This window comes from Pyrinomonadaceae bacterium (genome assembly GCA_036277115.1).
Taxonomy (GTDB): Bacteria; Acidobacteriota; Blastocatellia; order Pyrinomonadales; family Pyrinomonadaceae; genus UBA11740.
The window spans coordinates 323,113-337,878 of the sequence record DASUNM010000023.1 but is presented as its reverse complement, the minus strand read 5'-3'; the positions used below and the strand labels follow the sequence as shown (position 1 = coordinate 337,878).

The 14,766-nt window shown below is 55.8% G+C and carries 11 protein-coding genes and 1 tRNA gene; 9 read left to right on the top strand and 3 right to left on the bottom strand.

Features of this window, described 5'->3' with window-relative positions; all coding sequences use genetic code 11:
• Positions 1-378 precede the first annotated feature (378 nt).
• Both VFX97_08400 and VFX97_08395 read left to right on the top strand, forming a co-directional pair.
• Positions 379-454 (top strand) — tRNA-Ala (locus VFX97_08400).
• A gap of 388 nt (positions 455-842) precedes the next feature.
• On the top strand, positions 843-1,031 hold the full coding sequence (locus VFX97_08395; GenBank protein ID HEX5703201.1) for a hypothetical protein: 189 nt from the start codon (positions 843-845) through the stop codon (positions 1,029-1,031).
• Positions 1,032-1,592: 561 nt separating this feature from the next.
• Here the strand turns inward: VFX97_08395 and VFX97_08390 are convergent.
• Positions 1,593-2,600, bottom strand: coding sequence for a class I SAM-dependent methyltransferase (locus VFX97_08390; protein HEX5703200.1), 1,008 nt, complete (start codon positions 2,598-2,600; stop codon positions 1,593-1,595).
• Positions 2,601-2,907: 307 nt separating this feature from the next.
• On the opposite strand from VFX97_08390, the gene VFX97_08385 reads away from it, so the two are divergent.
• Positions 2,908-6,741 (top strand): glycosyltransferase, encoded by a 3,834-nt coding sequence (locus VFX97_08385; GenBank protein ID HEX5703199.1) that lies wholly within the window; start codon positions 2,908-2,910, stop codon positions 6,739-6,741.
• On the opposite strand, the gene VFX97_08380 is transcribed toward VFX97_08385, so the two are convergent.
• The gene (locus VFX97_08380; protein HEX5703198.1) at positions 6,698-8,194 is read right to left on the bottom strand and encodes a glycosyltransferase; all 1,497 of its coding nucleotides are present in this window, start codon (positions 8,192-8,194) and stop codon (positions 6,698-6,700) included. The genes VFX97_08385 and VFX97_08380 overlap by 44 nt on opposite strands.
• A 193-nt stretch (positions 8,195-8,387) precedes the next feature.
• Here VFX97_08380 and VFX97_08375 point away from each other — a divergent pair, with 193 nt between their 5' ends.
• The 3 genes from VFX97_08375 to VFX97_08365 all read left to right on the top strand — a co-directional run bounded on the left by VFX97_08375 (position 8,388) and on the right by VFX97_08365 (position 11,508).
• The gene (locus VFX97_08375) at positions 8,388-9,344 is read left to right on the top strand and encodes a glycosyltransferase family 2 protein (GenBank protein HEX5703197.1); all 957 of its coding nucleotides are present in this window, start codon (positions 8,388-8,390) and stop codon (positions 9,342-9,344) included.
• A 29-nt stretch (positions 9,345-9,373) separates the two neighbouring features.
• Positions 9,374-10,654, top strand: coding sequence for a glycosyltransferase (locus VFX97_08370; protein ID HEX5703196.1), 1,281 nt, complete (start codon positions 9,374-9,376; stop codon positions 10,652-10,654).
• Positions 10,655-10,863: 209 nt separating this feature from the next.
• On the top strand, positions 10,864-11,508 hold the full coding sequence (locus VFX97_08365) for a PEP-CTERM sorting domain-containing protein (protein HEX5703195.1): 645 nt from the start codon (positions 10,864-10,866) through the stop codon (positions 11,506-11,508).
• Between the two features lie 107 nt (positions 11,509-11,615).
• Here VFX97_08365 and VFX97_08360 read toward each other — a convergent pair whose 3' ends face one another.
• Positions 11,616-12,116 carry a zf-TFIIB domain-containing protein gene (locus VFX97_08360; protein HEX5703194.1) on the bottom strand — a complete coding sequence of 167 codons (501 nt, stop codon included), beginning with the start codon at positions 12,114-12,116 and terminating at the stop codon, positions 11,616-11,618.
• A gap of 13 nt (positions 12,117-12,129) precedes the next feature.
• Between VFX97_08360 and VFX97_08355 the strand changes: the two genes are divergently transcribed.
• The 3 genes from VFX97_08355 (at position 12,130) to rpsT (ending at position 14,694) form a co-directional block, all read left to right on the top strand.
• A complete protein-coding gene (locus VFX97_08355; GenBank protein ID HEX5703193.1) occupies positions 12,130-12,273 on the top strand; it encodes a hypothetical protein in 144 nt (47 codons plus the stop codon).
• 439 nt (positions 12,274-12,712) lie between these two features.
• Complete coding sequence (locus VFX97_08350; protein ID HEX5703192.1) at positions 12,713-14,146, top strand: M48 family metallopeptidase; 1,434 nt, start codon at positions 12,713-12,715, stop codon at positions 14,144-14,146.
• Positions 14,147-14,427: 281 nt separating this feature from the next.
• Positions 14,428-14,694, top strand: coding sequence for a 30S ribosomal protein S20 (rpsT, locus tag VFX97_08345; protein ID HEX5703191.1), 267 nt, complete (start codon positions 14,428-14,430; stop codon positions 14,692-14,694).
• Positions 14,695-14,766 lie beyond the last annotated feature (72 nt).

The following is a 14,766-nucleotide window of genomic DNA, read 5'->3' as shown; positions in this document are numbered from 1 at the left end:
AGCGCGTTCGCGCTTCGCGCTGATGCGGACAAGATGTCCGCGCTCACAGTACGCGTACTCCAAAAACAAAACCGGCCAGGATCCTTCACTTGGAAGGACCGCTGGCCGGCTTGGAAACTTTGTCTTCGAGTTACGTCGTCAACTCGCGACAGCCCATCGCCCGACCGCCCCTCCGAATAGAGAGCGGACCGTAGTAATAGCGATAACGATGGAGTGACTTAGTCATGTCGCGACCCAGAGACTATTCGCAACGCCGTTCGGCGTCAAGTTTTCGCTTACGATTGGCCAAACGCCCTACGCGCTTTGAAACGCACCATCTTCTCCTCTATCATGACACGCACCTACGTTAGCGCCGGTGACCTGCCGGCGGATTCATGCGGGGCCGTAGCTCAGCTGGGAGAGCGCATGACTGGCAGTCATGAGGTCAGGGGTTCGATCCCCCTCGGCTCCACCATTTTCAATTCGTGAGAGGCCAATGAACGCGCGATTTTCTCGCCGGCCTTTCCGTCGCCGTAGAGATCGACCCGTTTACTCATCGACAGGTAAGCTTCTTCATCGAGCAGCAATCGCGATATCTGCCGCACGATTGTTTCGGTTTCAGTGCCCACGATGCGGGCCACGCCTTCGGCAATGGCCTCTCTTCGCTCCGTCACATTGCGCATGACCAGCACAGGTTTCCCAAGGCTTGGCCCCTCCTCCTGCAACCCGCCTGAATCGGTAACGATGATATGAGCCGCGTTAGCCAAGTGCACTACTGACAGGTAATCCAGCGGCCCGGTGAGTGTAAGTCGACGAACGCCCGCCAGGATTTCCCTGACAGGTCCGCGCACGTTTGGATTCTCATGGACGGCGAAGACAATATGGACCTCTTTCTCACGCGCGATCGTTTTCAGCGCCGCGCAAATGTTGGCGAGCGGTCGCCCGAAGTTTTCGCGCCGGTGCGCTGTGACCAGAACCAGCTTAGGCTTCGCAGCACTGCCATTTCCCGAACCGCCATCGAGCAGCGCTTTGATGTCCGCCGGCATCGGTAAGCGCAACATCTGGCGCAACGCATCGATCACCGGATTTCCCGTAATCACTATTCGCCTGGGATCAACTCCTTCGCGGAGCAGGTTCTTTTGCGCGTCGACAGTTGCGGCAAAATTCAGATCTGCGATCAGACTGACAACGCGACGGTTTAGCTCTTCGGGGAATGGCTGTCCGAGATCGTAAGTCCGAAGGCCCGCCTCCACGTGTGCCACCTTCACCTGTGCGTGGAACGCCGCGAGAGCCGCAACGGCCGTAGTCGTCGTGTCTCCCTGCACGAGCAGCCAATCGAAATGTTCTGCCTTTAGAATCGGTTCGAGCTTAAGCAGGACAGCCGCCGCGACCTGACTCGGCGTTTGATTCGCGGTCATGACGTCGAGGTCATAGTCGGGGACAACTCCAAAGAGCCGAAGAGTCTGATCCAACATGCCGCGATGTTGGGCGGTAACACAAACTCGAGAATCAAAAGTCTCAGGCATTGCGGCGAGCGCCGCAAGCACTGGGGCCATCTTGATTGCTTCAGGTCGCGTACCAAAGACTGAAAGGACTTTCAGCATGGCGAATGATCAGAGCGGCATTCTCCCGGTCATGGTGATTGATCCGAATCCGGTGGCGCGAAACAATGCGCGCGGAACCGGAACAAAATCAACGCCATTTTCGTGATTGTGATCGTCGATGATGGCCTGCACTCTCTCTCGTGCCCCTCGATGATCGTCGTTAATCTGGTCAGGTTCGTCGTGCGCTTTCAACGCAGTGCCAAAGTGAACGGCGAACGTGTCGAGAAAATACCGGTTCAAACGCCCCAGGATGATGTTAGCCAGAGTCACGGCTTCGGGCGATTTGTACTGATCAAGAAGCGCGGCAAACTCCGCTTCAAACAAGGTCCCGATCGCGTCTTTGTGCATGAATGGATAGAGATAGGTAATGCGCGGAAGTACCGAACTGAAGTGCTTCGAGAACCGGTCACAGACAGCCCGGGCGGGTTCGGCGCCAACATGCCCGTCAACATAAACGTATTTTCGCACCGGGTCTTCTTCATTAAGCGGATCGCAATTGAAATAATCGACGAAGCCGGTTTCAACTCCGTGATGTCCCCAGCCGCCCGGTCGAGTGATTCTGGCAATTTCGCTAATGACAAAGTCCTTGTGGCGAAATTCAATGTGTCCAAACGTGTCCATCGAAATCACCGCGTCGAAGAAACCATCTTCGAAAGGTAAAGGAGACGTCAGATCAACCTTCCAGCATTTGGTATAACCGTTCTTTTTTGCATGTGACAGACAGCGGCGCGACATGTCGACGCCATAGAGAACCACACCGGGAGCGTTGGCGAGAATTGTCGGCCCGTAAGGTCCGGCCCCACAGCCTATGTCGAGAATTTTGGCGCCCGGTGCGCCCAGCGTTTTCACATCCGCGATCAAGCGGCGAATCTTCTCGTAGGTAATTTCATAGCGATGAATTGGGTTAGCGAGAGCATTGTCCAATCCCCTCCCGCAGGCGAACTTGGTCTTGTAGAACTTCGCCGGATTGATCCCAAACAGCTCGTAAGTTACTTCGTCTGGAGTGTATTTCGCCATCGTTTGACGTTGAGAAAATGCGCGCTCTATATTCCGACTCTTTTTTCGATTTGATTGCGAATTGGACCGAACAACGTGTTCAGAACCGGGTCCGAAAGCGCTTAAGAATAGCCTGAAGATATGGCCACCGCATAGCGTAACTGCAATCGGTGTGAGGAGGCTCGACTCGCGCGACACGAAGTAAGAATGCACTGCGCGATCCGGATGGCATCATAAGTGTGTTTCTCGCGCGCTGCCTCGCAGCAATGACTGCTTGCACTATGTGAATTAATCTGGCCGAATACCCTCCGTCCGTTGCGGACATACCATGCAAGGACCAAAGAGACTAGCGCTGGCGGGCGCGTTCGGTTTTTACAATACCGGCGACGAAGCGATTCTACAGTCGTGGCTTGCTGAGTTGCGTGCCGAGCATGCCGATATTGAGGTAGTCGTTATCGGCGGCGATGCCGCAGCCGTACGCCAACAGCATGACGTCGAAGCGATAGATTGGAAAGATTGGGAAGGCACCATCGGCGCCGTCCAATCCGCTGATTTGCTTCTAGTGGCGGGGGGAGGACTGTTTCACGATTACTGGGACATTGATCCGGAGACTTTGTTGATGCCTCCCAAAGCCACGGGCCCGATGTATTACATCTCGCTCATTTACCTTGCGAGAGTCTTCGGCACGAAGTGCAAGCTCTCGGGAGTTGGCGTGGGGCCGCTTCGCTCCGAGACGGGGAAGGAATATGTTCGGCACGCATTTGCCGCAGCCGATCTTACCAGCGTGCGCGATCAAGGTTCGCTCCGGTGGTTGGAGCAAGCAGGATACCGCGGACCTAAACCGCTGGTGACTGCTGATCCGGTTTACCGGCTCAGCCTCGATCATCGGGGGCTGAATCAATGGCAAGAATGGATCGGGAACAACCCTCAGCGGCCGATTTTTGGAGTTAACGTTCGCCACTGGGAAATTGGCGTTGAATTTGAAAGTTGGATTACCGAAGTGGCCCGCGCCCTGGACACGATGCTCACGCGGAACGGTGGCAGCGTCGTCCTCGTGCCGTTTCAAAACATACCCGGATACCCGTATCGCAACGACCTGATCGCCTGTCAGGAACTTCGGAATCGGTCAAGCATGCCCGACCGTTTCCACAGCTTGCCCCATCAGTTTCTGTCGCCCGATCTCGCCGCTGCGGTGATTGGATCTTGCGATCTAATCATCGGCATGCGGCTGCATTCAGTCATTATGGCGTTGCGACGCGCGAAGCCTGTCGTCGCGCTGGTTTATGACCCCAAGGTCAGTCACGCGATGGAAGAAGCCGGCGTCGATGATTTTTGTCTGGACTTAAGCGAAATGACTTCAGAAAAACTGGTTCGCGTAGCCGAAAGAGCTTTCGCCGGGCAAAAGTCCCTCGTCGCGCAACTTCAAGCTTATGCGGACCGCGCCAAGCAACGTAGTCGCGGCGACTTTCTGAGCGCTATCGAACTTCTTCAGAACGACGAGCCAACTTCCGTCGCGCTTCCGCCGCCGCTGCAAGGATGGGCGCGGCATGTTCTTAGAGAATTCGGTCGGCTGAAAAATCAGAATCGCGACGCATCAGAGACCGTTGAGAATCTGAAAACGGAAATCGCGTCGCATGTTCGCGCAAATCAGGAGCTTCAAGTGGCGGCCGGGCAGCGCGAGCACATGAGTGCGCGGCTGGAAAATATTGAACAGCAGGTATCGCGACTAGACCACATAGAACGCGAGTTGTTTCTACTGCAGAGAAACCTTCGAAATCCTGTCCAGTCCGGGTTGCGTGTTGCAAAGCGAGAGCTCCGTGAATTAAAGAGCCGGGTAAAGTCTAAACTCCAAAGGCAGAAGACAGCAGTGGCTTCCGGCCCGAATCAGGTGATCGATTCCAAGGCTGCGGCATCAAGCGGGAAAGCGCTCACTCCTCACGGTGCTCCCAGGGTCTGCATAGTCGCGCCCGCTTTTTTCGACATGCTCGGAAGAGTTCCGTATTTGGGGGGCGCTGAGCGATACGTTTATGAATTGACGCACGTCCTCAGGGAAATGGGGTACGAGCCTGAGATTTACCAGCCCGCCAAAGGGAATTGGCAAAGGTACTTTCGAGACATTCGAATAACCGGGCTGGATACCGGCGGAGAAGGAGACGCGATGAACCAAGTGTTTCATCGAACGGTGCCGCCGCCACAGCTCACGATCTATATCTTTTTCCCGCTCGCGTCGCCGCGCTGTTACCGGCCTTCAATCGGAATCAGCCATGGTGTTTATTGGGACAATTTTTACGTTACTCGCACCGACACTGAGATTCAAAAGAACGTTCGTCAGGTAATCAATAGCCTTGCGAACCTCGACACCGTGATATCGGTAGATACCAACACGATCAATTGGGTGCGCACGGTTAGTCCGGATTTGGCTGAAAAATTCCGTTACTTGCCGAATTTTGTGGACACCTCGCAGTTCCAGCCGCCAGCCCAAAAAAAGGAAAGCAAACACACGGTCATCCTTTTTCCACGGAGAATCTACAAACCCCGCGGCTCAGAGTTGCTGCTGAAGGCAATGCCCACGATTTTGCGCCGCCACCGCGATGTGGTTTTTCACGTCGTAGGTCAAGCCGAACCAGAGGAACGCGATGCTTTGAAACGCTTGATAGGAACTTATCCCGGGCGGATTCATTTCGAGGAACTGCCGCCGGAAAGAATGCAGGAAGCTTATCAAGCCGCGGACATCACGATCATTCCGACGGTGCATTCAGAGGGGACGTCGCTTTCGTGTCTCGAAGCCATGGCCTGCGGCAATGCGGTCGTCGCCACCGATGTCGGCGGCTTACCCAACATCGTCCTCAACCGACACAACGGCCTCTTGATTCGCCCGGCTGAAGACGAGTTAACGAGCGCTTTAGATTTGCTGGTAACAGATCGAGAGCTGAGGGAGCGCCTGGCACGTAACGCAGTCACGACTGCGAAGGCGTTTGACCTGTCGGAATGGAAAGCCGGCTGGAGAAGAGTGCTGGGAGAATATCTTCCGCACCAACCGCGCAGACTCGCGCGCCGGCTTGAGCGTCCGCTCCGCACAGTGCTGATCGAGAATCCTTCACTGGAATGGTCGCGAATGAAGTTGCGGCCCCATCATCTTGCCGAGGAATTCGCGCGCGGGGGGTGGGAGGTGTACTGGCGGCATCCAGGTGATCGTCCCACCACAACTGTACCCCGTCTCCATTTTACCGAGATCAATGAACCCATCCACGCCGATAGTCCTTTCGTTTACATCTTCTATCCCTTCGATTACAAGACCATCGGGAACTATCGAGATCCGATCGTAATCTATGATCTGCTCGACGATATTTCGATTCACGATGAGAATGACGCGGCGGCGAATCTGCCGGCCGGCGAGCGAGCCCGCGACTACTACGAACAGCTTTTGGAGCGAGCGGATATTGTCACTACTTCATCGCAACGGCTGTACGAGATTGTTAACGAGAAGCGGCCCGACGCGATACTAGTGCCAAACGGAATCGACCTGGGCCGTTTTAATGATCGCCATGCCATCGACCGGGAGCTGGAGCGGGCTCTGGCGCAGATCCCCCATCCGCGAATTGGATTTCATGGTGCAATAGCCTCGTGGTTCGACATCGATTTAGTCAAACAGGTCGCTGGCGATTGTCCGGGGCACCAGTTTGTATTCGTGGGGCCGGTGACCAACAGCCGATTCGACGAAATCATTGCCCTGCCGAACTGTCATTTCCTCGGCGAACAACCGCCTGAACTGATCCCGCAGTTCCTGGCAGCGATAGATGTCAGTATGCTGACCTTCGCGGTGGATCAACTTACCGCCGGCGTTCGGCCACACAAAATTCTGGAAGCGCTCGCCATGCATCGTCCCGTAGTGACCACACCTTTGCCCGACGTTGCCGCGTGGCCGTATGTCATTACCGCCCGCAACCGGGATGAATTCCGCAATGGTCTCGATACCGCGTTGGCGGTTTCACATAAGATGGGAGACGACGGACAACTGTCTCAGTTTCTGGAAGAGAACTCATGGGAAAAAAGCGTTCGGCCATTGTTGCGGCGCATGGATTGGATGCTCTTAAAGAAGGCCAGGCGCCGAGGCGTTTCTAATCCAACGGCGCAGGTGATGTCTGCCGGAAGCCGTTCATGATCGTTTCGTAACGGTGTGACCAGGTGTTTTGCTGTGCGAAAGCCCGCCGGCGCTCCACCAGTTTCTCGTCCTTTTCGGCAATCGCGATGTCGAGGTGCTCGAGAAATCGTTCCGCGCTGGTTGCGATATAAACGAGATCTTTCAAGGGCTGGAGTTCGGGCAGCGCTACTGAGACAACCGGCTTACCACAACTCAAGTACTCATAAACTTTGATCGGATCGACGGCCGCCGTGGTCTTGTTCAATCGGAACGGAATCAGACAGACGTCGAAGTGATAAAGGAACTGCGGCATCGTCGCATAAGGCTGGTGCCCGAGCACATGAACATTCTCGAGTTGCCGCAATTCGCGCAGATCGATGTCGAGAGCGCTACCCACCAGCACAAACTGATAACCGGGACGCTTCTGTGCCAACTCCATCATCAGGTCGACATCGAACCAACTTGCAAGGACGCCGAGGTATCCCACGATCGGGTGGGCCAGCCGAGGCAATAGGTTACTTGGCGTGTGTAGAGCGCGAAAAAAGTCGGGGTCAACGGCGTTGCGCGCTAATAATGGTTGGCAGTTGAGGGACCGCCACTTGTCATGAAGACGCTCACCGCTAACTATCAAGAGATCGCACTCAGCTGCCAAGCGGCGTTCAGCGGCGCTGATGGCATTGCTGAAGCCGGGAAATCCATCCCACTCGTCAACGCAGTCGTAGATGATTTTCACCCCGGATTTCTTTAACTGCTTTGCTACATCCGTCCAGGCGGGCGACGCCACGTAAGCCACGGCGTTGTCGATCTCATAAGCTCGGCGCAGATCGGCAAGCGACTTAGTGATAGCCTCGCCGTTGGGTCCACTCACAACCTCCTGATTGAGTCGAACCGGACGGATGGCCGCTACCACCACGTCGTAAACATTCTCCTGCAGTTTACTGATCAAGAATCGTGGCGCTGAGTCCCCGCGCAAAACGCGATCGAGTCTGACACAAAAAACGCGGTGACCATTACGGGCGAACTGGGACATGATCTGTTGCGGCCGTTGCACGCCACTATCCCAATCAACGAGCGAGAGACAAATAACATCGTCTGCCGCGCTAGCTCGTGGGGCTGCCGGCATTGCCTCCGAATTTGCATCGTTGAGACTAATCTTCGCGCCGCCTGACCTCGGATGATTTGATTGTCCGCCACGAAGTGCGTTCAGCCGGTCGGTAATCGGCGACCATAAGAGCGACTTAAGGCGGCTGATGCGGTTGGCATAACGCCACGCCCGCGAACCGAGGATCGCATTAACCCGAACATCACGCGCCGTCAATTCGGCCGTCAGCGCGGCAACAGTTGACTCTGCTTGTTTAAGTTCCGCCTGGAGTTTGGCGATTTCGCGCACATGCCCATCCCGGGTCTGATTCTCCTCCAAACCAGCCGTCTCACCAGATTGATGGGCGCTTTGATCTTTCTGAGATGAGTCCATCTGCGCGAGTGGAAATCCTTCCGTAACCGAGTGGCAATAACTTATCCACAGTTACGGGTTGAATCAAGCCATCTTCATGAAAAGACTCGTGATAAGATTCGCTTTGAATTAGTCAGATTCGACGCCCCCTACGGACTCGGCCGCAGTTAGGAACTCCACGCGCTGAAACTGTTTGCGGCGGGACTGGAGAGAAATGGCGAGGGCCTCCGTCATCATCGCGACGCGAAACCGGCCCCACTTGGTTACGCGCGCGGTTCAAAGCGCAGCGCTGTCAGGCAGCGACTTGGAAATCGTTGTCGTCGATGATGGTTCCAGCGAAGAGACGGGTCGACTCTGTCGAGATCTGAGAGGCGTCAAGTATGTGCGGCTCGAAAAGAATATCGGTACCGGCGGGGCGCGTAACGCCGGTATCCGGGCGGCTACTAGCGATTACCTAAGCTTCCTTGACGATGATGACGTCAGGCTTGCCCAAACATTGGATCGACAGATTGAGATTCTTGACCATGAGCCGGCCGTCGCTCTTGTTTACGGGCAGGCTTTAGTTGATTCCGACGGGACCGTACAGAACGGTAAACCCTACCCGGCTGCTTGTCCTCAGGGAGATGTTTTTCTAGAACTGCTGACACAAAACTTTATTCCATCGGGTAGTGTTCTTTTCCGGCGTTCTTGTCTAGACACCAGTGGGCTGCTTAACGAGAAGATTTCCGGAATCGAAGACTGGGACTTGTGGGTTCGCATTGCGGAACATCATCCTGTGCGAGCCCTGGACGCGCCGGTGATGGTGTGGCGACGATCCCAACCCGGATCGGCGCAACTCACTTCACGCGCCGATCGCGTCGTCGCTCTTTCAGTACAGCAGTTTCAGCGTTGGATGGATTTGCCGCGGGCGGCAGCGGCGTCCAGCGAGGTGCGGCGGCAAGTGTGGGAAAAATTCTGTGTGAACATGGCGGAACATTTGATTTATGAATCAATACGCGCTTTGGGACACCGGCAGATCCGCCGACCTGCCGCTTATCTCTCCCTTCTGCCGCGCCTGGAATCATGGACGCTTGTGCGAGTCGCCAGTCAGAGGCTGCGGCGAACTCAATCGACATCGCTTGAGCGATCGTCCATCGTGTCAGACCAGGTGACGAATGATCCTCGAAGTTGAACCGGAGTGGTGGGTTAACTAGTTGTGTGATGCGTATTCTTCTTTGTAAGGGACAGATTTTTGGGCCCATCAGCGGCTCAGACGAGACGTTGGTCACCTATGCATCGCAGTTACGCAAAGCCGGCCACGATGTTTCGGTGCTCTTGATGTATCTCCACGCGGAGGAAGATCAATATTACCAGCGCCTGCTTGAGTCGGACATTCCAGTGAATTGGCTGGCGTCGAATCTGGCACATACATCGCTCGGCGCGGGCCGAAAAGTCGCCTACAAGATTTTCGAAACGTTTCCCACGACGCGCCGGTTCATTCGTCATCGGTTATTACGCGTCGTCACCGGTCTGGCGCGTCGTAACTACCGGGCGTGTCGCGAGTTTATGGAACGCCACCGGCCCGACGTTGTTCACGTGATGACGCCCGATCCCAGTGCGATGGTGATGATTGAGGCCGGTCACGACGCTGGGGTGCCGGTCATTTATCAGGAGTTGGGGATTCCGTACCACCCCCCGGACTTTGAAGCCTATTACAAGCAGTTTGCATCGGTGCTGCCTCTTTGCGCCGAGGTCTCAGCTTTGTCGCCGAGACTGATCGAGCATTGCCAAAAAGCCCTGCCCATCGCTAAACGGTTGTCGATCCTGCCAATCATGTCCAGCGAAGTCACTAACGGTGCGAAGCCCCGCAGTCCGGCGGCCGATAGAATCACGCTGGGTTTCGCTGCGAGAATCGAGGATCTAAAAGGTCCCGCGGTCTTGATCGAAGCATTCGCAACGGCATATAAGTCTTCCAGTCTTCTGGCGCTTAACGTCGCCGGCGACGGCTCATTGCGACAGACAATCGCGGCGCGGGCCAAGGCCCTCAATGTTGCAAGCCGATATCGCTATCACGGCGTTTACACCCACCCGGAAGAGTGCCGCGCGTTTATGGAGAGTCTCGACATCTTCGTTATGCCGTCATTCAGCGAGGGCACGCCCAACAGCATTGTCGAGGCGATGGCGTGCGGGAAACCCATCATTGCGTCGGACGTCGGCGGGGTCGCGGATATGCTTGGCACCGAGGCCGGCATTCTGGTGCCTCCAGGTGATACGTCGGCGTTGGCCGACGCCATGCTTAAGCTCGCCGGTGATGCCGATCGACGAACTAGAATGGGAGTGGCCGCTCAACGACGGTATCAGGAACTATTCGCGCCTGGCGTTGTACTTCCACTCCTGGTCGAAACCTATAGCCGGGTCGCCGGCAACGGCCATCTTGCTGCGACTCAAGTCAATCAGTCACACCCTTGGACATGCTGGCGCCCGGTCGCGCCGCGCGACTGAGAGCGCGTCCGATTTGCGAGAAAAACCACATAACTAGCCCAATCCGCCGCTTTTTTTTGGGAATGAGCCGGTGATTGACCATTTCATTGCTCTGAAAACCCAAAGAAGTGTCGAACAGACAGCTTTTGCGGTCGGAGAGAAGCGATTGCCCCCGCTCTCTCCTTCTGTAGTCAGTCTGCAACGTAGTTCAAAGTTTAGAAGGGGCAGTCATGACAACCACTTTTCATCGAATTTTTCGAGGCGTTGCCTTCAGCATGGCGATGCTGGTCATCGTCGGAGCAAGCCACACAGCGGCGCGAGCGGATGAAGTCACGGTTTCAGGTTCTACGACAGGCGCGATAACGGCGCCGAACGTGCTGTTTACCGGCAGTGAGTTCTTTACGGGGACGACAGCCTTAGGCCTTGGGTCTCTGAGCGGGGTCAATAGCCTCGGGTCCTTCTTTGTGAACACTGGTCAGCTTTCAGCGACCGGTGGACTATTCCAGTTGAACATCACCTTCACCACGCCAACGGGAATTCTTGGTGGTCAGGGAGCGACGTACGTCGCGACGATCGTAGGCAGCATATCGCCGAATATCGATCAGGGCGGCGTGCATGTTGACTTCCTGAATCCGACGCAGACCTTCACGTTCAACGACGGCGTTAACACCGGCAGCTTTTCATTGACGGTGGCCGATCTGTTTGTCCAATCCGGGCGCAGTGCCCTTCTGACGGCGGGAATCACCGGCCAACAGGCGCCGGCAGTTCCGGAGCCGGCCACGCTGCTGTTGCTGGGAAGCGGAATTACGGGAATCGCGGTCAAACTTCGCCGCCGTAGAAAAGCGAAGCTCGCCGCTGAAACAGCTGAAGTTTGATTTCGGTATTGGATTGGAAGACACGAAAGGCCGGCAGGTTACCTGCCGGCCTTTCATTTTTAGATCGCGCTTCCTGTGAAATAAGCGAGTCACGCGAAACTCCGAAATCATTCAATTAAGAATTTGAGCATGCCCCGGCTCGCAGAAAATCCGTCGAGCAGTTCGGCGTCGGAATAGTTGGCCCGGATTCCAGCATTGCTGAGGGATTGATCGCGTCGAAGCTGTTCTCGCTCAAATGCAATCTGGCGCTTCTCTTTGTTCCGCGCCAGTTCGAGCCCGCCGGCGCGAATGAATTCGATTATGCTGCGCAACTCGTCGCGATCAAACCAGATTCCGTGCCCACGGCAGATATCGACGATGACTCCGGAACACCGCGCAAAGTTCATCCGGTTCATTAACTGGCGACACTGCGGACAAGGAATGTAACGAACTCTGATTTCTTTAGCAGGATGGATTTGATGTTCGACTACCGGGGATGGCATACCAAGCACGCTCGACTGATGCTCGCGATCGGCGCAAATCTTTTCGAAGGCAGCAACCTCGAGCCACAAGCCGCCACAGCTTCCGCATTCGCGCATCGCCGACGCGCCGAGTGTGATCGCCAGCATATCGCTCTTGCACTTGGGACACTTCAAAGTGGAGAGCGAGGAAGCTTTCGTGTCCGCGGCTGCCGCGCCGCAATGCGGACAATGGCGGCTGCCGATGAACATCATGGCGAAGCAAGACGGGCACGCGACGGTTGCGAGCTTTGATTCGCAGAACTGACACCGCGGCGAATCAGAAGAAACTGCAGCGCCACAGTTTGGGCAATTGAGAGTTTCAGCTTTCATGGGCGATCTCGGGGCCGTCATGGCGGCGCACCGTCAAAGCTTACCATCGCTAAGCCGTGTCTTCATCGCTAAAATCTGAGCGCCGCAACGGCGTTTGAAATGAACCAAATCGGCGCTGAGATGAACGAATTTGAAGCATAGTCAGCCTCGCTTGAAACTGATAATCTCAGGCCGTTTGGGCAACCCTGACGAATTGCGCGGGAACCTGTAAGTGAAAGATGAAACGCAAGATATTCGTAAGAATCACAGTCAGTCCCGGCGGGTGGCGAATCCAGTGGCATTCGAATTGACTGCGTAGACCGGGAGGACATGTCTCCGGCCTGGCACTCTCTCCAATTCGAGACGTGGGATCGCAGATCGAGAGGAGCTTTCAAATGAATCGAAGAACGCAACGCATCACCACTAAATTTTCCGTCTGGCTGCTGGCTGTAGCCATAGTCGCTACGCCAATCGCGGCTCTGGGGCAAACCCAAATAAAGTTACACAGCAACAAGTACAGTGTTGCCGACGACGTGAAAGTGGGCCGGCAGGCCGCCGCGGAAGTCGAGCAAAAGTTTCCACTCTTGCGCGACTCGGAAGTGCAACGCTACGTTGAAACGGTTGGCCAGGACCTAGTTGCCGCCATTCCACCTGAGTTTCAGCATGCGGAATTTCGTTACTTCTTTAAGGTGGTGAATGCGCGCGACATCAACGCGTTTGCGTTGCCCGGCGGACCGATGTACGTGAACCGCGGAATGATCCAGGCAGCACGCACGGAAGGCCAGATGGCCGGAGTGATGGCTCACGAAATCAGCCACGTGGCGCTGCGGCATGGAACGGCCCAGGCGACCAAAGCCCAGAAGTACGCTCTTGGCGCAGGCATCGCGGGAATTTTGGGCAGCATCCTCGGTGGCCCGGCCATCGGACAAATTGCGCAGGGTACGATCGGAGTGTACTTCCTGAAGTTCAGTCGCGAATACGAAACTGAAGCGGACATTCTCGGCGCGCGCATCCTGGCAAACGCTGGATACGATCCGCGTGAACTCGCTGCCATGTTCCAGACCATCGAACGCGCGGGTGGCGGCAGTAGCGGCGGGTTTTTTAGTAGCCACCCGAGTCCGGCGAACCGCTACGCGCGTATCAATCAGGAAGCGCAGTACCTCCAAATAAGGAACACGCGTCGCGACAACCGCGACTTTCTGGCCATTAACGAGCGACTGCGGAGTTTTGGATCCGCGCCAACATTGGCTGAGATCGAGCGGAGTGGTCAACGCTATCCGAACCAGGGCGAGGGTTACCCAACCGGCGAGAGCACGGGTTATCCAAATGCGCCGACAGGCCGGGTTGAGTATCCATCGTCACGTTATCGAAGCTACTCGATCGGTGTTGCGCAAGTGAGCGTGCCTGAGAACTGGCGGCAAGTCTCTGACAGCAGTTCGTCAGTTTGGTTCGCGCCCAACGGCGCAGTCGGTTCGGTAAACGGCCAGCCCGTCTTTACCCACGGTGTGAATGTCGGTGTGGCCCAAACCAACAGCCGAAACTTGCAGCAGGCGACAAATGAATTTCTCAGGAGCCTGCAGCAGGGGAATCCCAATTTGCGTTCGCGTAGTGGTCTACAGCGCAGTACGATTGATGGTCGAACGGCTCTGACGGTTAGCTTAAGCAACGTCAACGAGGGGACTGGACGTCCGGAGGTCGTGAATGTGATTACGACTCAACTCCGCAGCGGTGAATTGCTGTTCCTGATCGCAGTGGCGCCTAACGATGAGTACTCAAACTATCAGGGCGTCTTTCAGAATGTTCTGCGGTCCTTGCGGTTGAGTGCCTAACGGGAAGTACAGGACCAAGTAGCAAGAGAACCGCTCGCGGGCCAGGACCGTGGGCGTTTCTTTTTTGGGGTGCGCTGTTAAATCAGCGCTACCTCCCCGTTCGGTCCATCTCCACGGGGAGGGAATTCCAAGCGGTTCGCCGCAAAGACTCCCGAGATCGTAGAGATCCCGCGAATGCGCGCCTTGACACCCCCGGCTTCGCTCCCCATAATCTCTAATTTCGCGTTGAGGCCAAATCGTTGCCCTTGGCGCTGTAGTTCAGGAATTCGGAGAGTTTTTTAATGCCTAATCATAAATCAGCAGAGAAACGGGTGCGACAGAGCGAGCGTCGGCGCCTGATAAATCGGAGCAATCGCACGAGATTACGCACTGCGATTAAGAACCTACGCACGGCTTTATCGAAAGACGCCGGCAAAGCTGCACCAGAGCTTTTGCCGAAAACAGTTTCAGAAATCGACAAGGCTGTGCAGAAGGGCGTGCTACATCGCAACGCCGCCGCGCGCCATAAGTCGCGCTTGACGGTCCGGGTCAACCAGACTGGCAAGTAACCAGAGTTAAAAGTCACGACACGTGAGGCGGATCGTTAAATCGGTCCGCCTCATTTGTTTTTTGGAAGGCGG